The sequence below is a fragment of the Vibrio sp. ED002 genome, from assembly GCF_023277445.1.
In the GTDB taxonomy this organism is placed as follows: domain Bacteria; phylum Pseudomonadota; class Gammaproteobacteria; order Enterobacterales; family Vibrionaceae; genus Vibrio; species Vibrio jasicida.
In genome coordinates this window covers 1,689,887-1,713,771 of the sequence record NZ_CP080238.1, presented here as the reverse complement: position 1 = coordinate 1,713,771, position 23,885 = coordinate 1,689,887, and the positions used below count along the sequence as shown (strand labels likewise).

The 23,885-nt window shown below is 45.4% G+C and carries 16 protein-coding genes; 11 read left to right on the top strand and 5 right to left on the bottom strand.

Features of this window, described 5'->3' with window-relative positions:
- Window positions 1-13: 13 nt before the first annotated feature.
- Both ITG12_RS07925 and tadA read left to right on the top strand, forming a co-directional pair.
- Complete coding sequence (locus tag ITG12_RS07925) at window positions 14-1,573, top strand: AbgT family transporter (protein WP_005440222.1); 1,560 nt, start codon at window positions 14-16, stop codon at window positions 1,571-1,573.
- 452 nt (window positions 1,574-2,025) lie between these two features.
- Complete coding sequence (gene tadA, locus ITG12_RS07920) at window positions 2,026-2,559, top strand: tRNA adenosine(34) deaminase TadA (RefSeq protein WP_038865456.1); 534 nt, start codon at window positions 2,026-2,028, stop codon at window positions 2,557-2,559.
- A gap of 483 nt (window positions 2,560-3,042) precedes the next feature.
- On the opposite strand, the gene mltF is transcribed toward tadA, so the two are convergent.
- On the bottom strand, window positions 3,043-4,644 hold the full coding sequence (gene mltF, locus ITG12_RS07915) for a membrane-bound lytic murein transglycosylase MltF (protein ID WP_038865454.1): 1,602 nt from the start codon (window positions 4,642-4,644) through the stop codon (window positions 3,043-3,045).
- 586 nt (window positions 4,645-5,230) lie between these two features.
- Between mltF and purL the strand changes: the two genes are divergently transcribed.
- Both purL and ITG12_RS07905 read left to right on the top strand, forming a co-directional pair.
- Complete coding sequence (purL, locus tag ITG12_RS07910; protein ID WP_248873927.1) at window positions 5,231-9,142, top strand: phosphoribosylformylglycinamidine synthase; 3,912 nt, start codon at window positions 5,231-5,233, stop codon at window positions 9,140-9,142.
- A gap of 380 nt (window positions 9,143-9,522) precedes the next feature.
- Window positions 9,523-9,831 (top strand): DUF3622 domain-containing protein, encoded by a 309-nt coding sequence (locus ITG12_RS07905; protein WP_038865460.1) that lies wholly within the window; start codon window positions 9,523-9,525, stop codon window positions 9,829-9,831.
- An 88-nt stretch (window positions 9,832-9,919) separates the two neighbouring features.
- On the opposite strand, the gene ITG12_RS07900 is transcribed toward ITG12_RS07905, so the two are convergent.
- The 3 genes from ITG12_RS07900 to ITG12_RS07890 form a co-directional block, all read right to left on the bottom strand.
- Window positions 9,920-10,342, bottom strand: coding sequence for a hypothetical protein (locus ITG12_RS07900; RefSeq protein WP_061036062.1), 423 nt, complete (start codon window positions 10,340-10,342; stop codon window positions 9,920-9,922).
- A gap of 98 nt (window positions 10,343-10,440) precedes the next feature.
- Window positions 10,441-12,627 (bottom strand): TonB-dependent receptor, encoded by a 2,187-nt coding sequence (locus ITG12_RS07895; protein ID WP_349292934.1) that lies wholly within the window; start codon window positions 12,625-12,627, stop codon window positions 10,441-10,443.
- Between the two features lie 252 nt (window positions 12,628-12,879).
- Window positions 12,880-13,950, bottom strand: coding sequence for a succinylglutamate desuccinylase/aspartoacylase family protein (locus tag ITG12_RS07890; RefSeq protein WP_038865448.1), 1,071 nt, complete (start codon window positions 13,948-13,950; stop codon window positions 12,880-12,882).
- Between the two features lie 330 nt (window positions 13,951-14,280).
- On the opposite strand from ITG12_RS07890, the gene ITG12_RS07885 reads away from it, so the two are divergent.
- Window positions 14,281-14,820 carry a DUF3332 domain-containing protein gene (locus tag ITG12_RS07885; RefSeq protein WP_038865446.1) on the top strand — a complete coding sequence of 180 codons (540 nt, stop codon included), beginning with the start codon at window positions 14,281-14,283 and terminating at the stop codon, window positions 14,818-14,820.
- Between the two features lie 85 nt (window positions 14,821-14,905).
- Here the strand turns inward: ITG12_RS07885 and ITG12_RS07880 are convergent, their stop codons facing one another.
- The gene (locus ITG12_RS07880; protein ID WP_248873925.1) at window positions 14,906-16,378 is read right to left on the bottom strand and encodes an aminoacyl-histidine dipeptidase; all 1,473 of its coding nucleotides are present in this window, start codon (window positions 16,376-16,378) and stop codon (window positions 14,906-14,908) included.
- Window positions 16,379-17,413: 1,035 nt separating this feature from the next.
- Between ITG12_RS07880 and ITG12_RS07875 the strand changes: the two genes are divergently transcribed.
- The 6 genes from ITG12_RS07875 to ITG12_RS07850 all read left to right on the top strand — a co-directional run bounded on the left by ITG12_RS07875 (window position 17,414) and on the right by ITG12_RS07850 (window position 23,849).
- Window positions 17,414-18,703, top strand: a complete 1,290-nt coding sequence (locus ITG12_RS07875) for an NCS2 family permease (RefSeq protein WP_038865443.1) — start codon at window positions 17,414-17,416, stop codon at window positions 18,701-18,703.
- A gap of 304 nt (window positions 18,704-19,007) precedes the next feature.
- Window positions 19,008-19,472 (top strand): oxytetracycline resistance phosphoribosyltransferase domain-containing protein Tet(34), encoded by a 465-nt coding sequence (gene tet(34), locus ITG12_RS07870; RefSeq protein ID WP_005440202.1) that lies wholly within the window; start codon window positions 19,008-19,010, stop codon window positions 19,470-19,472.
- Between the two features lie 91 nt (window positions 19,473-19,563).
- The gene (gene frsA / locus ITG12_RS07865; protein ID WP_042602617.1) at window positions 19,564-20,811 is read left to right on the top strand and encodes an esterase FrsA; all 1,248 of its coding nucleotides are present in this window, start codon (window positions 19,564-19,566) and stop codon (window positions 20,809-20,811) included.
- Between the two features lie 118 nt (window positions 20,812-20,929).
- The gene (crl, locus tag ITG12_RS07860; RefSeq protein ID WP_038865441.1) at window positions 20,930-21,319 is read left to right on the top strand and encodes a sigma factor-binding protein Crl; all 390 of its coding nucleotides are present in this window, start codon (window positions 20,930-20,932) and stop codon (window positions 21,317-21,319) included.
- A 122-nt stretch (window positions 21,320-21,441) separates the two neighbouring features.
- A complete protein-coding gene (gene proB, locus ITG12_RS07855; protein WP_061036064.1) occupies window positions 21,442-22,581 on the top strand; it encodes a glutamate 5-kinase in 1,140 nt (379 codons plus the stop codon).
- A 17-nt stretch (window positions 22,582-22,598) separates the two neighbouring features.
- A complete protein-coding gene (locus tag ITG12_RS07850; protein WP_248873924.1) occupies window positions 22,599-23,849 on the top strand; it encodes a glutamate-5-semialdehyde dehydrogenase in 1,251 nt (416 codons plus the stop codon).
- The last annotated feature ends 36 nt before the right edge of the window (window positions 23,850-23,885 follow it).

Here is a 23,885-nt window from a genome sequence, read left to right as displayed (position 1 = left end):
ATATGGAGTTACCATGAGTAACCAAGCTGTAAATAAAGCACCGTCACCGAAGCCGAGCGGGATGGATCGCTTTCTGAACTTTATCGAAAGAGCGGGTAATAAAATTCCTGATCCAGCGATTCTGTTCTTCTGGGCACTAATCATTACTTGGGCTGCGTCTGCACTTTTGTCGAATGTTTCTTTCGACCTTCTAAACCCTCGAACTGGCGAAGCTCTTACTATTACTAACCTTCTTACGGGTGAAGCACTAGCAAGTTTCCTTGCTAACATGGTGACAACGTTCACTGGCTTTGCTCCACTGGGTATCGTACTTGTTGCGATGCTAGGTGTGGGTGTTGCCGATTCGTCTGGCTTCATCACCACTGGTCTTAAGAAGATGCTGAACTTCACGCCAGCAAAACTTCTTACTCCAATGCTAATTCTTGTGGCAATCGTATCGCACACTGCGGCGGATGCGGGCTACGTTCTAGTTATTCCTCTTGGTGGTATCATCTTCCACGCAGCAGGTCGTCACCCTCTAGCGGGTATCGCAGCTGCGTTTGCTGGTGTATCAGGTGGTTTCTCTGCAAACTTCATCCCTTCAGGTATCGATCCTCTACTAGCTGGCTTTACCCAAACAGCGGCACAGGTTCTTGACCCTGAGTACGTGGTTAACCCGCTAGCGAACATCTTCTTTACTGGTCTATCTTCAGTAATCATCGTTGCTATTGGTTGGTACGTAACTGAGAAAATCATCGAACCTCGCCTAGCGAACACGCCTGTTGATGAAGATGCAGAAAAAGCACCAGATCTTGGTTCTTTCACTGAAACTGAATCAAAAGCTTTCCGTTACGCTGGTTGGGCTATGATGGCAGGTATCGCACTTCTTGTTGTGGCACTTATCCCAGAAAACTCTGCACTGCGTTCACCTGAAGGTGAAATCACAGCGTTCTCTGCGCCAATCATGAAGTCTATCGTTCCGTTGATCTTCATCCTGTTTATCATTCCGGGTTACGTTTACGGTCGCGTTTCTGGCACGTTCAAGACAAGTAACGACATCATCAAAGCGATGGCGGATACTATGTCTACGATGGGCGCATACATTGTAATGTCGTTCTTCTGTGCGCAGTTCCTATCTGCATTCGCGCAATCAAACATCGGTACGATGCTAGCGCTATACGGTGCGGAAGGCCTGAAAGCGATGAACCTACCAGGTGAAGCAACTATCATCGGTATGATTCTTTTAACGGCTTCTGTAAACCTTCTAATCGGTTCTGCATCAGCGAAATGGGCTCTTATCGGTCCTATCCTAGTGCCTATGCTAATGGCTGTGGGTATCTCGCCTGAGCTATCTCAAGCGGCTTACCGTGTAGGTGACTCTGTATCGAACATCATTTCACCTCTGATGGTATTCTTCCCTCTAGTAGTGGTTTACTGTCAACGTTACGTGAAGTCGACAGGTATCGGTACGCTAGCTTCTCTAATGATGCCATTCTCGATTGCGATGCTAATCGGCTGGTCTATCTTCCTAGTTGCTTACTGGATGCTAGGTATTCCTCTAGGTATCCAAGCGCCATACACATACACAATGTAAATACCGTCATATTTGGCGCTGTAGCGTTGTTAACTGCGCAAGTTCACCCTAATCACATAGAGCCTCTATGCTCATAGGGCTGAACTTGCTTGTTGCCTAGCTACAACACCAACTATTTAGGTATTGGTAATTCGAAAGCGCTGGTCGAGAGACTGGCGCTTTTTGGTTTTCGGGAATCGAAGAACGGACTTTGTCCTATAGAAAGCTTCGCTTTTTAAATCAAGAGGTGTACCGGAAGGTTGATGAGAGAGACTCAGTTTAAACAGCGTTGACAAAATTTGCTCCTAGAAAAACAAAATAAGCCGCATCCCGCATCCCGCATCCCGCATCCCGCATCCCGCATCCCGCATCCCGCATCCCGCATCCCGCATCCCGCATCCCGCTTCCACTTCCTCTCTTTGAAGGTTAAAATCCACTTTCCATAATGACCGATCCCAAAACTGGAGCCTCTTTTGTCAGACTCACAATTCTCCCCTCAAGACGAACTATTTATGCGCCGTGCGATAGAGCTTGCAGAGCAAGCTGAAGCGGAAGGGGAAGTGCCTGTTGGGGCAGTGCTTGTGAAAGATGGTGAAGTGGTTGCTGAAGGTTGGAACCGCTCTATTTGTTCGCACGATGCGACCGCTCATGCTGAGATCCAAACCTTGCGTAAAGCGGGTGAGGTGTTCGAGAACTACCGTTTACTTGATACTACGCTCTATGTGACCTTAGAACCGTGTCCTATGTGCGCAGGTGCGTTACTACACAGTCGAGTAAAGCGCGTGGTATATGGAGCTCCAGATCTTAAAGCTGGCGCTGCAGGGACCGTTCTGAATTTGTTTGAGAGCCAAGCCGCGTATCATTATGCGACAGTAGAAAGCGGTTTGCTGGAAGAGGAATGCAGAGGTCAGTTACAGGCGTTCTTTAAACGTCGTCGTAAAGAAATTAAAGCGAAGAAGCAGGCGCAAAAAGCGTTGGACAATGAACAGGGAACAAAAGACGAATAACAGGGAGTTTGATGGTTGTTTTTAGCAAACACCTACCGTGCAGTAGATGTTTGCTTCAAGTTTTCAGTGATTCACTAAGTGAACGAAAACACGATTACGTGCACTGACTTTTCTTTTCATGGTTGTAAGCGTGCGCTTACGGCGGTTAGCAGCCACTGTTTTATTCAAACGTTTTGACTGCACTCTGCGTTTTCTCATTATCAGAACCTCTTGCAGACAACGAACACACTCTCCGACACTCGCATAGCAAAGTATCCGATTCATGATCAATAGATGTCATTCTTATGATGCATACTCATGGATGATGGTGACATCATATCAAGGAGAGGGTGACCAATTGAGCTCACTGTTTCTCTTCCGTTACTCGGTATTTCACGAAAAAACTGGCTAGATAAATGAGCTCGAAAGACGGGATTCTAGTGAGTTTCTGTTGTCGACTCAATAAAAAAATAGCGAGCTGTTAGCTCGCTATTTTCGAAAGGTTTATTCTTCTTTTGGATTCGGCGTTTGCTCTGCATTTTGATTTGGGCTGGCCTCTGTACTTGGTGTTGTCTCGACCGCTCCCGAAACTTGCTCAGCTAAGGTTTCCACCGCTCCAGACGTTAACAGATCTGGGGATAGTGGTGGAATGACTTGCAGATCTTCTGTGTCTTCGTCAATCGCAGGCTTTTGGCTGACATGCCCAATGATGGATTGATAGTAGCGACGAATGTTCTCAACATAGTTGCGTGCTTCATCACCACGAGCATAACCATAACGTGTTTGGCTGTAGAAGCGCTTCTGGCGCAGCAAGGGTAGACGCTCTTTAACATCTGCCCACGCGTTTGGATCGCCGCCTTGTGCTTTAGTCAGGCGTCGTGCGTCCATCATATGACCATAACCCACGTTGTATGATGCTAAGGCAAACCAAATCTTTTCATGTTCATTAATTGAATCTGGAACACGTGCGACTATACGACGTAGGTATTCCACACCACCGCGTACGGATTGTTCCGGATCAAGACGATCTGTTACACCAACACTTTTTGCGGTAGGGAGCGTGAGCATCATCATGCCACGAACGCCAGTCGGCGACTTCGCTTTTGGTTTCCAATGAGACTCTTGATAAGCCAATGCAGCAATCAAGCGCCAATCAAACTCTTCACTGTATTTTTGGAACAGCGGTGCCCATTTAGGCAAGGTATTGTCCAGTGCGCGTATAAAAGCACGAGTATCGACATAATCGAAGGCTTCGATATGTCCAATGTACTTCTCTTCTAAAGTCGCCAGTTCGCCAGATTGTTTAATGTTGCCGAAGAACTCGATCAACATTGCGTAGAAGCTTTCATCTTCAGAGCGACGAGTAAACCAAGAGACGGGTTGGTCTTCTGTCAATTCAAAGGCTAAAGCAAGATCCGGGTACAGGCGCTGTGCCAAAGACAGTTCTACTGAATCGGTTACCGTAAAACGTAACTCACCTGTAGAGACATGCTTGAGTAGATCTCGCGTATCCGCATCACCAACAATCTCAAATTGGAAGTCTGGGTATTGTTTCTGTAGCGCCGTTAAGGTTGGAACAAACTGAGATTGTTCAACTATCTGAAGAGTTTCTGCCCCAGCATTTGAACCTTCTTCCGCATTACTGTCTTTTTTAGCTTGATAATTGATCAGCTGATTAATGTCGCGAGGACGAAGCTGACCTTTTTTATAAACCACTTGTTGGCTGACGTAATAGTAAGCGGGTCCAGGACGAAAACGTTGTACAGCTTCAGAAGTTTGGTTTAAACCTGTCGCAATAATATCGATGTCGCCTTTCTTTAATGCAGGGAAGAGATCTGCTTGGCGAAACGCCGGTCGAATCTCCAGCTTCACACCTAATTGCTCAGCAAATTTTCGTGCCAGTTCGTAATCCAAACCTGCCGGGCCATCAGGTCCGATGTAGTAGGAGAGTTGGTTGTTTAGCGTGCCAACACGTAGGACACCACGCTCTTGGATTTGCTCGAATTCACTTTTTGGCTCCGATTCAATCTGGCAAGCAGAAAGTAAAAGCACAGACGCGAAAAGTAGGGCGCTGCGCTTGAGTCGGTTGAACTGACTTATTTGCATTAATTCGGTACGTCTCGATAAATTTCTAGTTGCCTTTATATCAAAGCGAGCTGGTTGGGCAAAGTGAATCAGGCAGATAGAGTGCGACATTGTGTGATTTATCGACATTTAAGGATACCCAAGTAACCTCGAGATACTTGGTTCAGCGAGAATGACTTGGTTTGAAAGCGAAGCAACAATTTGAAAATCTAGTGATTCTAAATTGATAATTGGTAACGATGCATTCGAGCCAAGGCAACTCGCCCTTTGGGAGCGTGTCACTGAAACAATTTCATCGTTAAACAACTTGGAAAGAGCTTGCTATTACACGGCGTTGCTTTCCTTGAACTTGAATCAGTGACACTGCTCTGAACCCTGAATCTTGAAGTCACTTGGGTATAAATCAAATTTGACGAAAAAAAATGACGCAAACGGTTGCTTTTGGTGTTACATCACAAAAACAATTGCTATATAATGCGCTCGCAACGAAGAGGTGGCATCGGCATAGGTTTGAAAAACCTTCGGGAATAGCTTCGAAGAAAACAGTATAACCCACTGAATTTATTCCAATATCACCTTAATCACTTGCAATAAGAGACCTAAGCACATGAGAATTTTGCGTGGCTCCCCAGCTCTTTCTGAGTTTCGTGTTAATAAACTACTGGAACTTTGTCGTGAACAAGATTTGCCTGTCACTGGCATTTACGCAGAGTTCATGCACTTTGCGGATCTAAAGTCTGACCTTGATGCTCAAGAGTTGGAAAAACTGGAAAAATTGCTGACTTACGGTCCTACGATCGAAGAGCATGAGCCAGAAGGTCTTCTACTTCTTGTTACGCCTCGTCCGGGCACTATTTCGCCTTGGTCTTCTAAATCTACTGATATCGCTATCAACTGTGGTCTAGACAAAGTAAAACGTCTTGAGCGCGGCACTGCATACTACGTAGAGACATCGACTCCTTTTAACGATGCTCAAATTGCTGATGTAAAAGCACTCATCCATGATCGCATGATGGAAGTGACATTTACTGATTTCGATGCAGCAAATGCGTTATTCCAAGCGGCAGAACCTGCTCCTGTAGCAGACGTTGACCTATTAAAAGGCGGTCGTGCTGCGCTTGAAAACGCAAACGTTACCCTAGGTCTTGCACTTGCAGATGATGAAATCGAATACCTTTACGATGCGTTCGTAAAGAAGCTAGAACGCAACCCGACTGACATTGAGCTAATGATGTTTGCACAAGCGAACTCAGAGCACTGTCGTCACAAGATCTTCAACGCAGACTGGACTATCGATGGCGTTAAGCAAGAGAAGTCTCTGTTCAAGATGATCAAAAACACGTTTGAAACCACACCAGAAAACGTTCTGTCTGCATACAAAGATAACGCAGCAGTTATGGTGGGTTCAGATGTAGGTCGCTTCTTCCCGAACCCGGAAACTCGCCAGTACGGTTACAGCCAAGAGAAAGCGCACATCCTAATGAAGGTGGAAACGCACAACCACCCAACTGCTATCTCTCCTTGGCCGGGTGCTTCTACTGGTTCTGGTGGTGAAATCCGTGATGAAGGCGCGACTGGTATCGGTGGTAAGCCAAAAGCAGGTCTAGTTGGTTTCACAACATCTAACCTACGTATTCCTGGTTTTGAACAGCCATGGGAAACAGATTTCGGTAAACCAGGTCGTATCGTTAACGCTCTAGACATCATGCTAGAAGGTCCATTGGGTGGCGCGGCGTTTAACAACGAATTTGGTCGTCCAAACCTACTTGGTTACTTCCGTACTTACGAAGAAAAAGTGAACTCGCACGCAGGTGAAGAGGTTCGTGGTTACCACAAGCCAATCATGATTGCTGGTGGTATGGGTAACATCCGTGACGAGCACGTTCAGAAGAAAGAGATCCCAGTCGGTGCAAGCCTAATCGTACTTGGTGGTCCAGCAATGAACATCGGTCTTGGCGGTGGAGCTGCTTCTTCTATGGCATCTGGTCAATCAGCAGAAGACCTAGATTTTGCATCGGTACAGCGTGAAAACCCAGAAATGGAGCGTCGCTGTCAGGAAGTGATCGACCGTTGTTGGCAGCTTGGTGATGCTAACCCAATCGCATTTATCCACGATGTGGGCGCGGGCGGTATCTCTAACGCACTTCCAGAGCTTGTAGACGATGGCGAACGCGGTGGTATATTCCAACTGCGTGACGTACCAAACGACGAGCCGGGCATGAGCCCACTTGAGATCTGGTGTAACGAATCTCAAGAGCGTTACGTAATGGCAGTTGCGCCAGAGAATATGGAAGTATTCGACGCAATCTGTAAGCGTGAGCGCGCACCATACGCCGTAGTAGGTGTAGCAACGGAAGAGCGTGAACTGAAACTTGAAGATTCGCATTTCGACAACACGCCAATCGACATGCCAATGGATGTACTTCTTGGTAAGACGCCTAAGATGCACCGTGATGCGAAAACGCTTAAAGCGAATAACCCAGCGGTTAACCGTGACGGTATCGAGCTAAATGAAGCCGTGGATCGCGTTCTACGTCTACCTACGGTTGCAGAAAAAACATTCCTAATCACTATCGGTGACCGCACGGTGACTGGTCTTGTTGCGCGTGACCAAATGGTTGGCCCTTGGCAGGTTCCAGTAGCAAACTGCGCAGTAACAGCAGCAAGTTACGACACTTACCACGGTGAAGCGATGTCGATGGGTGAGCGTACACCAGTTGCTCTACTAGACTTTGGTGCGTCGGCTCGTCTAGCGGTTGGTGAAGCAATCACAAACATCGCAGCGACAAACATCGGTGATATCAAACACATTAAACTGTCTGCAAACTGGATGTCTCCAGCAGGTCACCCGGGTGAAGACGCAGGTCTTTACGAAGCAGTGAAAGCAGTTGGTGAAGAGCTATGTCCAGCGCTTGGTCTAACTATCCCAGTTGGTAAAGACTCAATGTCGATGAAGACCAAGTGGGAAGAGAGCGGCGAGCAGAAAGAAGTAACGTCTCCGTTATCTCTTGTTATTACTGCGTTTGCACGTGTTGAAGATGTTCGTAAGACGATTACTCCTCAGCTTCGTACTGACAAAGGTGTTTCTAGCCTTGTACTTATCGACCTAGGTAATGGTCAAAACCGTCTAGGCGCAACAGCGCTTGCACAGGTTTATAAGCAGCTTGGTGATAAGCCAGCAGATGTAGACAACGCAGTACAACTGAAAGGCTTCTACGAAGGCGTTCAAGACCTAGTCGCGAATGACCAAGTAGTGGCTTACCACGATAAAGGTGATGGCGGTCTATTCGTGACTCTTGCTGAAATGGCATTCGCAGGTCACTGTGGTGTGAAAGCAGATATTGCTGACCTAGGTGAAGACGTACTAGCAGCACTATTTAACGAAGAGCTAGGTGCAGTACTTCAGGTTAAGAACGAAGATTTAGACGCGGTACTTTCAACGCTATCAGCAAACGGTCTTGAGGCATGTTCTCATGTAATCGGCTCAGTAGAAGCATCTGATGAGCTAGTGATTACTTCTGGTGACACGGTAGTTCTAGAGCGTAATCGTACTGAACTACGTACTATCTGGGCGGAGACTACGCATAAGATGCAAGGTCTACGTGATAACCCAGCATGTGCTGACCAAGAGCATGAAGCGAAGAAAGACAACTCAGATCCTGGCCTAAACGTTAAGCTAAGCTTCGATGTAAATGAAGACATTGCAGCACCTTACATTGCCGGTTCTATGATAAATAAGGGCGCTAAGCCTAAGATGGCAATCCTACGTGAGCAGGGCGTTAACTCTCACGTTGAGATGGCAGCAGCCTTTGACCGTGCAGGCTTTGAAGCAACCGATATTCACATGAGCGACATCCTAACCGGTCAAGCGGTTCTAGAAGAGTACCAGGGTCTAGTCGCTTGTGGTGGCTTCTCTTACGGTGACGTACTTGGTGCGGGTGAAGGTTGGGCTAAATCAATCCTGTTCAACGAGCAAGCGCGCAACCAGTTTGAAGGCTTCTTCCAGCGTGAAGATACCTTCTCTCTAGGTGTATGTAACGGCTGTCAGATGCTATCAAACCTGAAAGAGCTAATCCCAGGTGCAGACCTATGGCCACGCTTCGTTCGTAACGAATCTGAGCGTTTTGAGGCTCGCTTTAGCCTAGTGGAAGTACAGAAATCTGATTCTGTATTCTTCGATGGCATGGCAGGCTCTCGCATGCCAATCGCAGTTTCTCATGGTGAAGGCCGCGTAGAAGTGCGTGATGCTGACCACCTAGCCGCGATTGAAGCGTCAGGCACGGTTGCAGTTCGTTACGTGGATAACCACGGTAATGCGACTCAGCAATACCCGAACAACCCGAATGGTTCGCCAAATGCAATCACGGGTCTAACGACTCAAGATGGCCGCGTAACTATCATGATGCCGCACCCAGAGCGTGTATTCCGTACAGTTGCGAACTCATGGTCTCCAGAAGGTTGGGGTGAGAACGGTGCTTGGATGCGTATGTTCCAAAACGCACGCAAGAACATCGGTTAATCACGACGTCGTTCGTCAACGTTAACGAAAATCGATAAGCGCTGGTTGAGAGACCGGCGCTTTCTTTATTTAAGAATCGAGAACAGACTTCGTCCTACAGGACGCTGCGCTTCGAGAGTCGGGAAGGCTTCGCTGTAGGAATTGAGATGTGTGTACTGGAATACTAGAGGTCAATACATGGACTCAATAGGTGTTGACAGTATTTGTTCCTAAGTATTCCAAATGAAATCGTCTCCCGTCTCCCTTAAAAAACTTGCAGCGTTTCGGTAACTTTTATGCTCTAATACCGCGCTTACCAAGGGATGGTGTTAAACAGCTCAGCTTAGATGGAGTTATCAAGTTGACCGAATCCCTGATTAATCCCTTAGGAAATGAAAGAAATGGCTAAAAATCCAAAATTTGCTATCCGCGTAACTGAAAAACGTAACGGTTGGAGCGCAGAGATCACTCGTCAGGTGACTTCTCGTAAAGTAGTGGTATCAAAACGTGAAACTGGTTTTGACAGCGAAGAGAAAGCACAAGCTTGGGCTGAGCAGGAACTTGCAGGTTTTGTACAAAACCAAGTAGTTCGTAACGAGCGCAAAGCAGTACAACGTCAAGAGCGTGAAGCAGAGCAACTAGCGGCAAAAGTTCGCAAAGAAGAAGCTCGTCAAGCTCGTGAAGCAGACGTAGACACTGACGAAGAGTAATCGCAGTGTGTTTGATGGTGATTGACTACCATCGACAATGAATTTGAAAATGCCCCGAATTAATCTCGGGGCATTTTTATTTGTGTCGTTATAAGCAGTCAGAGGAAACAGAGAATGTCATTGAACTTCCTGATGAAGCGGTATTGTACGTATGGTCTTTGCGCAGTTTTTTAGGTGTGTGAACTGGCTGCAAATCAATGTGGCGTAATCCATCTGACAAATCGGTAGCTTCACCGTAGTCATAGTCTCTTGCCTCGGTAATCTCACCTTTTGCGTAGTTACAGTGACCTGACTTCCCATTTTCTCCCCAAGTCAAAGCTTCAGGCTGAGCGTCTAGATTTAAGTTATCTGAAATGTTGGCAGCGTAATGATCCTCTACTGGTAGTGTCTTATTCTGAGCCATTAAATACTGCGAGATATTCTCTTGTGAGTAGCTTGGAGCAGTGAGGAAGGCGAGGCCAATTGTGGTTAACGTTCTTGTTAGTAAAAAAGTAATTTGAATCTTCTTCATTAGATATACTGTGAAAAGTGTCGGTGAATAAAAAGAAAAATTCGGAGCAAGTACGTATGCTCCGAATTTGGTTCGGTTCGTAATCAGACAAAGCCTGATTAGTATTGATAAGTTAGTTGGACCTTCACTTCTCGGCCCGGAGAAGGCACGCCATTAGATAGGTAAGCTTCGTAATAACGGTCTGTTAAGTTATTCACGACCGCTCCAACACTTAACCCTTTCACCTGCTGAACTTCCCAAGTGACATAAGCATTTTGCAACGTGTATTGCTCACTTGGTGATTTCACTTTTAAGTTATCACCAGCCGCGTCTGTTTTGGTTTGAGCATCGTACCAACGAACTTCCCAACCAGAGCGCAGTCCCGGAAGCCATTCGTAGCCCAAACCGAGATTAATATTCAAGGGCGGGACGCCCGGGTAGTCATCATCCGAGCCGGTTGAATCCGATAAGCTACCTTTATTTTTCCCGCGAATGTAACTCGCTGAGAAATCACTATAGAAATCGTTAATACGGTATTGTGAAATCAACTCGAAGCCATAGTTCTTGAAGCCATCTAGGTTTGTGCTCCAACTTTGAATATCACCGCTGTCTTTATCTAAGTTTTCACCGGTTCGGATATCAACAGTGTCACTCACATCGTTATAGAACAATGTCAGTTCTGTTGCGAGGTTGTCGCGCTCGCTAACTAATCCTTTGGCCAAATTAATCACACTGGCTTGATAAGCATGAATACGAGAAACATCGAGATCGCGTGCCGTAGCGGTGGCTGTTGCTCGAGCATATTGCACAGAGTAAATGTTATCGACGGTTGGAGCTTTTAAGGCGTAGGCATAAGAGAAGTTCAAACGAGTATTGTTGGTCGCGTCAAAATCGATATCCAAACGTGGACTAAAGCCTTTGTGGCTTGTTTCACTGTAGTCATGGCCGGCTGCTGGGTTATTGTAATCTGGCGCCGCATTACCTTTCCCTTCGCTGGTGATGTACTCATAACGCAGAGAAGGAGTAATCGTCAGGCGGTCGGTTGCTTGATAGTGGTCAGCAATGTAGGCCGCGTATATAGACTGAGTGCCCGATGGTTCATAGTACGGGGTATACCAACCGTAGTTTTTCGACTCTTTATTATCGTAAGAAGCATTGAAAACTAACGAATCACGATCCGTTTTTTGATACTGAAGACCCGTAACCAGTGCATGGTCACCAATTTGCGCTTGGTTGAATACATCAATGTAATCACGTTCGTAGCTTAGCCAAGATTCATGACCATAACTGCCAACGGAAACGAACATTTTTTCAAAGGCAATATCTGGACGAACCCAATGACGGTCGTTTTCAGAACGCGCCATTTTTATGTTGAAATCAATGTACGGGCTAGTCGGCATGTAATGGTAGGAGATTGTCGTCGTATTGTCTTTGTATTCGTTGTAGACCGTGTAAGCGTATTGCGCTTTTTCTAACGAGCCATATTTTTTGATGTTGTAATCCGAAATGGTTGGCATTTGACCACGACGGTTAGCCCATGGTTTACGGCCTTCATCTTTGTATCGTGTGTGACTGATTTCAAATTCATGGTCATCATTTTCGTACCCAACTTTGACGAGCATGTTTTCTTGTTCGTAACCTGAGTAATCTAGTGTTTTACCGCCACCCACTTTAATGTCGTCGGAGTCTTTTACTGAACCATTTGCGAGGAAGTAAAAGCCAGCATCATTTTTGCCATAAAGGGAGAGGGTGTATGAGTTCTCTTCGCCATTGTTGTTATAACCCGTTGACGCACGAACGCCGAAGTTGCGATCCCCTCCAAGCAGGTCGTCAACGCTTTTGGTTTTGATTCGGATAGACCCACCAAAGTTACCGTTTAGAGCGCGGTAGTCATGTGCGCCTTTGATGATCTCCGCTTCACCAATTAAGAATGGGTCAAAGAAGAAGGTGCCGTAGCGGTATTGCTGGAAACCAATTGGAGCCCCATCAACAAACACGGCGATGTCGCTAGGGTTATCGAAACCGCGAATATTAATGCGTTCCCCACCAGAACGCGCCCCGCCGTCGAGCGTTGCCCCCGGCACAGCATCAATCATTTCAGCGAAGTTAGAGTATTGTTGTTCTTCGATTTGGGTCCAATCAATGATGGTTTCAGCGGGTTCTGCGACGGTAATCGGTTTGGCATAGCGGACACCAATGACTTCGAGTTCTTCGTCGACGTTTTCTGTTGCATGGAGAGAAATTGAGTTGAGCATTGCGAGCGAGACAAGGCTTACTTTTAAGCGATGGGTCGATAATCGTTTCATATTCATTTGTTATCGTAATTTGAGAGGCGGGGATTATATGAATGCTGAAAAGATTAATAAATGATAATGAGATTAATTATCAATAATGGTTTTTGGTTTTCCTGTAAACTTTTATACCCACGATTAGACGGTAAATTGGATTATTGTTTGGTTTTTGGTCTGTTAGTTAGTGAGTGTGTCTATTTGAACGACAAAAGAAAGCCCAGACAAGGAGTCTGGGCTTGGAAGTTGGCTTTCTATACTAGTTCGCAATTATTGTTGCGTTTCTAGCGGGATTTGCCCCGTTGTTACTTGGTCGACATCAAACTCAGTCAGCTCTTCAATGTAGCTTTCTACTGTTTGCTCAACCACATCATCGTCTTGCTTGAAGTAGGCAATATGGAAAATAGCATCACCTTCATTAACCAGTGGCAGTGTTTGCTGGCCAATTACGATACCGCCTTTTGGTGCCAACAGCTCTAGCTCGTCATGACCTAAAGGCGAGCTGATGTAAGCGAGAGTCTCGCCTTCTTCTACTTTATCACCTAAGTTCACAACCGTACGTAGGATACCGTTGCCCGATGCGCGAACCCAGCTGGTGGATTTTGCGATAATAGGCTCTGGTAGCTTTTTGCGGCTCGCACGTAGCATGCCGATAGCCTGCATCACACGTTGCACACCTAGTACACCAGCACTGATCGATAGTGGGTCAAAGCGCAGCGCTTCACCTGCTTCATAAGTCAGTACAGGAATGTCGCACTTCTCTGCTTCACTACGTAGAGAGCCATCACGTAGAGCAGAGTCTACGATCACTGGGGTTGCAAATGCTTTTGCGATGCGCAGTGTTTCTGGGTTGCTCAAGTTAGCGCGGATCTGAGGTAGGTTCGTTCGGTGAATCGCACCCGTGTGAAGATCCAGAATATAGTCACAACGCTTAGCAATGTTGTTGAAGAACCCATGTGCCATACGAGAAGCCAACGCGCCTTTTTCACTGCCTGGGAAGCAACGGTTTAGATCGCGACGGTCTGGCAGGTAGCGAGATTTATGGATGAAGCCAAACACGTTAACGATAGGCACGGCAATCACAGTACCTTTTAGTTTTGCAGGGTCCAGTTGGTTGATCATCTGACGAACGATTTCTACGCCATTCAGCTCGTCACCATGGATTGCTGCGTTTACCATTAACACCGGACCTTCTTGTTTACCGTGGATAATTTCCACAGGGATAGAAAGAGGAGAGTGTGTGTAAAGCTGCGCCGCTTCAAATTCGGTTTCTAATCGTTGTCCTGGTTGAACTTGGTGTCCTAGTAGCTCAAACACCTTGCTTTTTTTACTTCTGGCCATAAACCATCTCTATCGAATACGTTAGCAACAATGTAACAACTGGTTCAAAATCACACTAATCATTCTTCTTAATGTCACGAACAATAATTTTTATTGAAAAGATTAAAAATTCACCAAGTGTATGGCTTGTGTAAGTACATTTGGGAAATTCTTGTGTTAATTGAGTAGCTGTGCGCTGTGTTTTAAATTGTTATATTCATCACAAAAATAAGACTGTGTTAAATTTAATACTAATATTTTTTTCGAGAAAAACTGTCTTTTACCTAAGGTTTTTATCCGCTACTATCCCCGCCGAATTTTTGACCTAATACTATCTAACTAGAGGTTTTGATGAAAAAGGCGATCGCTAAAATTGGCGCACTAACTGCTGTAGCAGTTTCTCTTTCTGGCTGTGTAGGCAGCAACGCTGTAACGGGTTACGTTATGGGCTTCAACTTGAAAGCTGTTGATAACCGTTACGCTCGTGGTGGTCTAAACATGCTAATGGCGCCAGTTTACGGTGTTGCTATTGCAGCTGACTACATCGTGTTCAACTCACTAGAGTTTTGGACTGGTAAAAACCCGCTAAACGGTAAGCCACACATCTTTGACAAGAAGATGGATACTTACATCGACGTAAACCACCAGTTAGATAAATCTCTAACCACTGCACCTGTTGGTCCTCTAACGAACAACCGTGTTATCGAACAAGGTCAAATGCAACAGCTTGACGAGAACACAGTTCAAATGGATATCACTTACAACAACGGTGAGAAAGCGACGCTAATGGGTGTTCGTGAAGGTGACTTTGTGACTTACTACATCGATGGTGAAGTGGTTGCTAAGACTTCTATGGATGAGCTAGCGGCATACGCGCAAACTCGTGCATAATTTGCGAAGTGCTTTTAATAGCAAACTCGCAATAAAAAAAGGGTGCCTCGGCACCCTTTTTCGTATTTGTCGTATCTGGTTAAGATTACGCTTTTTCTGGAATAGCTTCTAGAAGTGCAACCATTTGATCCCAGAACAATTGAACGGTATCAATCTTCACTTTCTCATCTGGAGAGTGAGGGAATTTGATGGTTGGGCCGAAAGAAACCATGTCCATAGTCGGGTAAGGTTCTTTAAATAGACCACACTCAAGACCTGCGTGGATAACCATGATGTTCGGCTTGTGACCGTAGATGCCTTCGTACATATCACGGAAAATTGCCATGATTTCTGAGTCTGCATCTGGTTTCCAACCTGGGTAAGCGCCAGAGAACGCGATTTGCGCGCCAGCTAGCTCTGCTACTGATTGAAGCATGCCTTCAACTTGGCTACGACCTGAGTCGATCAGTGAGCGAATTAGGCAAAGTACGGTTACTTTGTTCTCTTCTGTTGTGATAACACCAACGTTAAGTGACGTTTCAACCACACCTTCAACTTCGTCACTCATGCGCATTACGCCGTTTGGACAAGCATTCAATGCAGCGATGAAACGTTGTTGGTCTGCAACGGCAAACACTTGTGCATCTGTTACAACTTCTTCGTTAAAAGTGACGATATCTGTTTCAATCTTGCCAAGCTCAGTTTTTAGTAACTCAGAGTAGAAGTTGAACAGGTCTGCTAGTTTATCTTGATTTTCTGCTGGTAGAGCAACCGTAACGAAGGCTTCACGAGGGATAGCGTTACGTAGGCTACCACCACGGAACTCTACAAGACGAAGATCTAATTCTTGTGCGTGACCCGCTAGGAAACGACCTACAAGTTTGTTTGCGTTACCACGACCAGTGTGGATGTCACAACCAGAGTGACCACCTTTCAGACCTTTCAGTGTAAGCTGACGAGTTACAAAGCCTGCAGGGATTGCATCACGCGTGATATCGAATGTCATTGCGCCGTCGATACCGCCAGCACAGCCCATGTAGACTTCGCCTTCTTGTTCTGAGTCTGTGTTTAGAAGAATGTCACCTTCTAACCAACCCGCTTCAAGACCGAATGCGCCAGTCATGCCAGCTTCTTCATCAATCGTTAGCAGAACTTCAATTGGGCCGTGTTTGATTTCAGTAGAAGCGAGAACTGCAAGACAAGAAGCCATACCAATGCCGTTGTCAGCACCTAGTGTTGTTCCTTTCGCTGTTACCCACTCACCATCGATGTATGGTTGGATAGGATCTTTAGTGAAGTCGTGATCAGTATCTTCGTTCTTTTGCGGCACCATGTCGATGTGCGCTTGAAGAACCACGCCTTTCTTGTTTTCCATACCCGGTGTTGCTGGCTTTTTGATAAATACGTTGCCAGTTGGATCGCGGCGTACGTCAAATCCCTGCTCTGTTGCCCAAGTCACAATGTACTGAGCTAGTGCCTCTTCATGTTTAGAAGGGTGAGGGATTGAACAAATCTTATCGAAAAACTGCCAAAGTGGAGCAGGTGATAAGGTACTGATTTCAGAATGGAATTCAGACACGGAGGACTCCTTTTGATGTGCTTTGCCAAATATAAACCGTGAATTTAATAAGTGTTTAGCAGTAAATGCTAATCCGGTTTCGGCTTTGAATTGTTTTCAGCATACCACCAGAAGGGCGCTACTAGTAGATGTGGATAAAAGGATTTGCCCTTGAACTGTCACAGTTTATGGACACACAGAAATACACGAATGCAACTCAATTAGTATCAATTATAAGATTGGTTATTTTTCAATTTACTAAAGTGTAATTTAATTACAGTTAATTCTTGATGAAGATCAATTTATCAATGTTTTGTGATTTCTGTCACTAAAATGCTTGTAATTAAATTTCTTGGTGGTATATTTGTAACCAGCTTCTGAGAGAAGAATGAAATGCTCAAAGGATGAGTCCGTTTGTCGCCTCCAAGGAACCGAGAAATCAACCAAATTAACAGTATTAATTGATTTAGAAGGTGATATTTATGAAAGGTTTACCAAGTGCAATGTTCTGGAACAGCAAATCTGTTTACACCGGTAACTTTGTATACCCAACAAGCTTTGGTTACTAATTGAAGCCAACGCATGTGACTCGAACAAATTTGTTCACCCCTATAAATTGGAATTTTTTTTCAGTGCATAGTGCTGACATGATTCACCGCCACTCAAATTGAGTGGCGTTTTTTTATCTCTCGATCCTGAACGTTGACTGATTTCTCACCGCTAAGCACCTATTCTAGGTTTGCTTCTCCAACTTATTTCATTTGCTAACCAAATTCGTGAGTGTTTTACGCTCAAAACTCCATGTTTCTGTTTGAAAGTTTAATACATTGTTCAGTTTGCACTCGTTGTCTTACTTGAATGCCTTAATTGTTAGTTATTGTTTATTAAGCTTTAAATTTTAATCGCGTTTGAAACGCTAGCGAATCGGTTTCATATCCAAAGAAAAAAATCGCATTAGAGTGAAAATTCTATCTGGAATTTGTTATTTGATAACTTTATAATTCGAGCCAATCGATTACGCAACCGTTTACTTTTTACCCTTTACAGGATTCGATCATGCTCGAAAGGCTATTCAAACTTAGTGAAAATGGCACCAATGTGCGCACTGAGATCATCGCAGGTGTTACTACCTTCTTAACCATGGCTTACATTATCTTCGTAAACCCAGCAATCCTTGCAGATACTGGTATGGATCGTGGTGCTGTGTTCGTTGCGACGTGTCTTGCTGCGGCTATTGGCTGTTTCATCATGGGCTTAGTAGCAAACTACCCAATCGCTCAGGCTCCAGGTATGGGCCTAAACGCGTTCTTTACCTACTCTGTTGTGTTGGGTATGGGTTATACGTGGCAAGTCGCGCTAGCAGCAGTATTTGTGTCGGGTCTACTATTTATTGTGTTGAGTGTGTTCAAGATCCGTGAGTGGATCATTAACTCAATTCCGCTTTCTCTTCGTACAGGTATCTCTGCAGGTATCGGTCTGTTCCTTGCGTTCATCGCACTGAAAAATGCCGGCATCGTAGTAGATAACCCAGCAACGCTAGTTTCAATGGGTAACATCACTTCGCTACCATCTGTACTTGCGGCTATCGGCTTCTTTATGACTATCGCGCTGGTTCACCGTGGTGTGAAAGGTGCGGTTATGATCGCCATTTTGGGTGTGACAATTCTTGGTCTTATCTTTGGTGACGTTCAATGGGGCGGCATCATGTCGACACCACCAAGCATCGCACCAACCTTCATGCAGCTAGACTTCTCTGGTCTGTTCGAAGTTGGCATGATCTCGGTCGTATTTGCTTTCCTATTCGTTGACTTGTTCGACACTGCGGGCACGCTAGTTGGCGTTTCACAGAAAGCAGGTCTAACTGACGAAAACGGCAACATTCCACGTCTAAACAAAGCGCTACTTGCTGACTCAACAGCAACATCAGTAGGTGCTCTACTAGGTACATCTAACACGACGTCATACATTGAGAGTGTTTCTGGTGTAGCAGCAGGCGGTCGTACTGGTCTAACGGCTGTGGTTGTTGGCGTATTGTTCCTTCTGGCTCTGTTGTTCTCGCCACTAGCAGGTATGATTCCAGCTTACGCAACATCTGGTGCGCTATTCTATGTAGCGATCCTAATGCTTTCTGGTCTTGTTGGCATCGACTGGCGTGACCTCACAGAAGCTGCGCCAGTTGTGGTTACTTGTTTGGTAATGCCTCTTACTTTCTCGATTGCAGAAGGTATCACGCTAGGTTTCATCGCTTACGCTGCTATTAAACTGTTCAGTGGTAAAGGCCGTGAAGTATCGATGAGTGTGTGGGTGATGTCTGCTATCTTCATTGTGAAATACATGGTCGGTTAATTCCAACGATTGAAAAAAGCCAGTGCGAACTCGATTCACACTGGCTTTTTGTTTGTGGATAATTTTTAAAGTAATTCATCCACTTCTCCATTTTGTATTGTTCACCGAATACGATTTTTCTGCGTAATAGGCAGAGAATTTTGATATCAGCGTTGGTATTAACGATGTGTTTCGGTAGAATAATCGTTTGCGTAGCTTGAAACCCCCATTTCCTCTGGTGTGGAAAGTTTAGCGAGATGAGTCCATTTCAGCGCCATCAGCTAGACAGAGGGGATGCATATTTTGAAATTATTAGGTTATTACAATGAGTAAAAAATTCATTATCACTTGGGATGCGATGCAGTCTTACTGCCGTGAACTGGCTGAGAAACAAATGCCAGCTGAGCAATGGAAAGGTATTTGGGCGGTAAGCCGTGGTGGCCTAGTTCCTGGTGCAATCCTAGCGCGTGAACTGGGTATTCGTCACGTTGATACTATTTGTATCTCTAGCTACGACCACGATCACCAGCGTGATATGACAGTAGTTAAAGCACCAGAAGGTGACGGCGAAGGTTTCCTAATCGTTGAAGACCTAGTAGATAGCGGTGACACAGCACGCAAGTTACGTGAAATGTACCCGAAAGCGAAGCTTATCGCAGTATGTGCTAAGCCTGCAGGTGTTGAGCTACTAGACGATTACGTAGTAGACATCGCTCAAGACACTTGGATCGAGCAACCTTGGGATATGTCTATCCAGTTTGCTGAGCCAGTAAATCGTAAGCAAAAATAAGTTTGCACCAAGAATATTGAGAAATGCCCCTTTATAGGGGCATTTTTTTTATTATTATTACAGCAATTGCCAATAGCTTAGAGTTCTTCCTATGTCAGAAGACGTCAGTAAAAACCTCTCAGAAACCTTGTTTGTTAAGCACAAGCAGGCGAAAGAAACCTCTGCACTTACTCAATACATGCCTACCAGCCAAACAATTCTTGATGAGCGAGAAGGGCAAGATGATCGTGCGTGGTATCGACACTTAAGACGTTTGCAGTGGACTTGGCAGGGTTTATCTCCAATCGAGATGGAAAGTACACTGTCTAAAATTGCGTCGTCGAAACATTCGCGTACGGAAGATAAGTGGTTAGATACAGTGATGGGTTATCACGGCGGTAACTGGACGTTTGAGTGGATAAAGCTTGGGATGGAACACCAACGCCGTTCAACCGAATTGAAAGGTGAAGATGCGGCGGATGAGTTGTTTTCCGCTTCGCTGTGTTTCAGTATTGCTGGCTACCCACATTTGAAGAACGATAACCTTGCGACTCAAGCTCAAGTGTTGGCCAATAAAGCTTACAACGAAGGCTCTGAGAAAACGCAATACACGATCAAACAGATCGAAGTGCCTTATCAAAAGCGCAAGATCATCGCGAACTTACACTTACCACGTACGGACAAGCAATTGCCCGTTGTGATGGTGAGTGCGGGTTTGGACAGCTTGCAAACAGACATGTGGCGTTTGTTCCGCAATCATTTAGCGCCTAAAGACATCGCAATGTTGACCATCGACATGCCGTCAGTGGGTCATAGCTCCCATTGGCCATTAACGGAAGATTCTAGTTGTTTGCATCAAGCGGTATTGAATGAGCTGTACAAACTGCCTTGGGTCGATCATTACAAAGTGGGATTGATTGGTTTCCGCTTTGGTGGCAATGCTATGATCCGTCTTTCATTCGTTGAACAAGAGAAGATCAAAGCGTGTGTGGCGCTCGGTGCACCTGTACATGATTTGTTTACCTCACCGAAGAAGCTGCAGCAGATGCCGAAGATGTACCTAGATCTACTGGCGTCTCGTTTAGGTAAGAACGCCGTGGACATCAATAGCATGGCTGGGCAGATGATGGCGTGGTCGTTGAAAGTACAAGGGTTCTTAAGCAGTCGTAAAACCAAGGTACCTATTTTGGCTTTGAGTTTGGAGGGGGATCCTGTTTCCCCACACAGTGACAACCAGTTGGTAGCGCTGTTTAGTCACTATGGTCAAGCAAAGAAAATCAGTTCCAAAACAATTACAAAAGGTTATGAGCAATCCCTCGATTTGGCCATAAAGTGGTTGGAGGAGGAATTATTAAGATGACAAATCTCCTAATTTAGTTAAGAGTGATATATGTGAGCAAAAAATAAGCTCATGATAATAAAAAATAATAATCATTCTTGGATAGCTAAATATCCTTACTATGGAAACGGAGATTCTTATGTCAGAGACGACTCAAGGGCCGACTCACTTTCGCTTGATGTCTAAGTTAAAGGCGATAGGTCCTTACCTGCGCGAACCACAATCACAAGAAGGCCACTACTATTTTGACTGTCTATCTGTTTGTGTAGACGACAAAAAGTCGCCAGAAAAACGTGAATTTTGGGGATGGTGGATGGACTTGGAGTCCATCGAAGGTGGCTTTACTGCAAAATACCATATTGGTAAATACAACAAAGAAGGGGATTGGACCTCAGAGCCATTACCGAATAAGGTGACTGAAGAGGTTTACCTCACCCAGAGTACCTTTCATCAGAAGCTAGTAGATACGCTGGCTGAGCATTTCAAACTGGAAGTGGAATATCACACAGAATCGTTTGATTTCGCCTAATTTGGCTGTTTTCTTCCTCTATAAGACAAAAAGGTGCGTTTTCGCACCTTTTCTGCTTGTTAAATCCCCATTTGATTGCTAAAACATCCACTCTTTATTTGTTTTTCATTTCAGAAGACATCATGACAACGAATCAACAGAATGCAGTTATTTCACAATCACAAACCGTCGTTGTGAAACTGGGTACAAGTGTGCTGACAGGCGGCACTTTGGCGTTAAACCGTGCTCACATGGTAGAGCTGGCTCGTCAATGTGCTGAACTAAAAAAACAAGGCCATTCAGTCGTAATGGTTTCGTCTGGTGCAATTGCAGCAGGCCGTGAGCATCTTGGATACCCCGCATTGCCCAACGAAATGGCGAGCAAACAATTGCTTGCTGCAGTGGGCCAAAGCCGTCTGATTCAAACATGGGAGTCTCTGTTTGGCATTTATGGCATCAAAATTGGTCAGATGTTGCTAACTCGTGCTGATTTGGATGATCGCGAGCGTTTTCTTAACGCGCGTGACACCATCAATGCTCTGGTTGCAAACGACATTATTCCTATCGTGAACGAAAATGACGCGGTAGCAACGAACGAGATCAAAGTGGGCGATAACGACAATTTGTCTGCTTTGGTGGGGATTTTGTGTGGTGCAGACAAATTACTGCTGCTAACAGACCAAAAAGGTTTGTTTACCGCAGACCCTCGTAAAGATCCAAATGCCGAATTGATCAAAGAAGTGAAAACCATTGATGATACTTTGCGCAAAATTGCGGGTGGTAGCGGCACAACGCTAGGTACTGGCGGCATGGCAACCAAGCTTCAGGCGGCAGACATCGCTCGCCGTGCAGGCATTGAGGTGATCATCGCTGCGGGCAGCGCACCAAATGTTATTTTTGACTCATTGAGCTCAGAGCCACAAGGGACGCGTTTCCTTCCTTGTGAAGAAGCGCTAGAAAACCGCAAGCGCTGGATCCTAGCGGGCCCTGCTGCATCCGGTGATATCATTATTGATGATGGTGCAGTTAGCGCGGTTGTCGGTAAGGGCAGTAGTCTACTTGCAAAAGGCGTGATTAAGGTAAGTGGTGATTTTGCTCGTGGTGAAGTGGCTCGCGTGACCAACGCACAAGGCAAGCTGGTGGCACGTGGTATCAGCGCCTACTCAAGCGAAGACCTAGCAAACATTGCCGGTAAACACAGTAAAGATATCATCTCTATTTTGGGTCATGATTACGGCTCAGAAGTGATTCACCGTGATGATCTTGTCGTCATCCAAGAATAGATATTGAGGGAAGCAAAGTGGATTTAACGAATATGGGTAAAGCTGCCAAAGATGCAGCTTTCGAATTGGCGACAGCGTCAACCGCACAAAAAAACCAAGCACTAGCGATCATCGCTGATGAGCTAGAAGCGAATGCGGCAACTATTTTGGCTGCAAACGCAAAAGACATCGAATTAGGTCGCGAAGCGGGTCTAACAGATGCACTACTAGACCGTCTTCTATTAAATGAAGAGCGCCTTACTGGTATCGCTAATGACGTTCGTAACGTGATCAGCCTAAACGATCCTGTAGGCAGTGAAATCGACAGCAAAGTGCTAGAAAATGGCATGTCTCTGTCCCGTCGTCGTGTACCACTGGGTGTGGTTGGTGTGATTTACGAAGCGCGTCCAAACGTAACTATCGATATTGCTGCTCTATGTCTAAAAACAGGTAATGCAAGCATCCTACGTGGTGGTAAAGAGACGCTCTTTTCCAATATGGAATTGGTAAAGGTTATCCAATCGGCTCTAGCGAAAGCGAACTTGCCGGCGGCTTCCGTTCAATATATTGAAAAGCCAGATCGTGAGTTGGTTTCTCAACTCCTTAAGCTAGACGATTACGTTGATATGATCATTCCACGTGGCGGCGCTGGCTTACACAAGATGTGTAAAGAGAACAGCACCATTCCAGTGATCATCGGTGGTTTTGGTATCAGCCATATTTTTGTTGATGAGTCAGCGGATCTAGAAAAATCGTTGAACGTTGTTGAGAATTCAAAAGTTCAACGCCCTTCAGCATGTAACTCGCTAGATACTTTGCTCGTACATGAAGATGTTGCGGCGCAATTCCTATCAATGATCGTAGAGCGCATGAGCGATAAAGTGACCTTCGTGACAGAACCAAAGGCAAAAGTACTGATGGCTCAAGCAACACAAATTCGTGATGCAGTGGAAGGTGACTTTGATACTGAATGGCTAAGTTACACGCTGGGTGTAAAAGTGGTTGCCGACGTAAAAGAGGCGATTGACCACATGCGTGTTCATAACGCGAGCCACTCAGATGCGATCATGACCAACAGTTTGGTTAACTCGGAATTATTCATTAATTCTGTTGGTTCTGCTGCGGTTTACGTGAATGCCTCAACTCGTTTTACTGACGGTGCTCAGTTTGGTCTTGGGGCAGAAGTGGCGGTATCTACTCAGAAACTGCATGCACGTGGCCCAATGGGTTTGGAAGAACTCACCAGCTACAAATGGGTTGGTAAAGCAAACTACCTAGCACGCAGTTAACAGAAACCGTTTGATATTGATTGAAAAAGGGGCAGT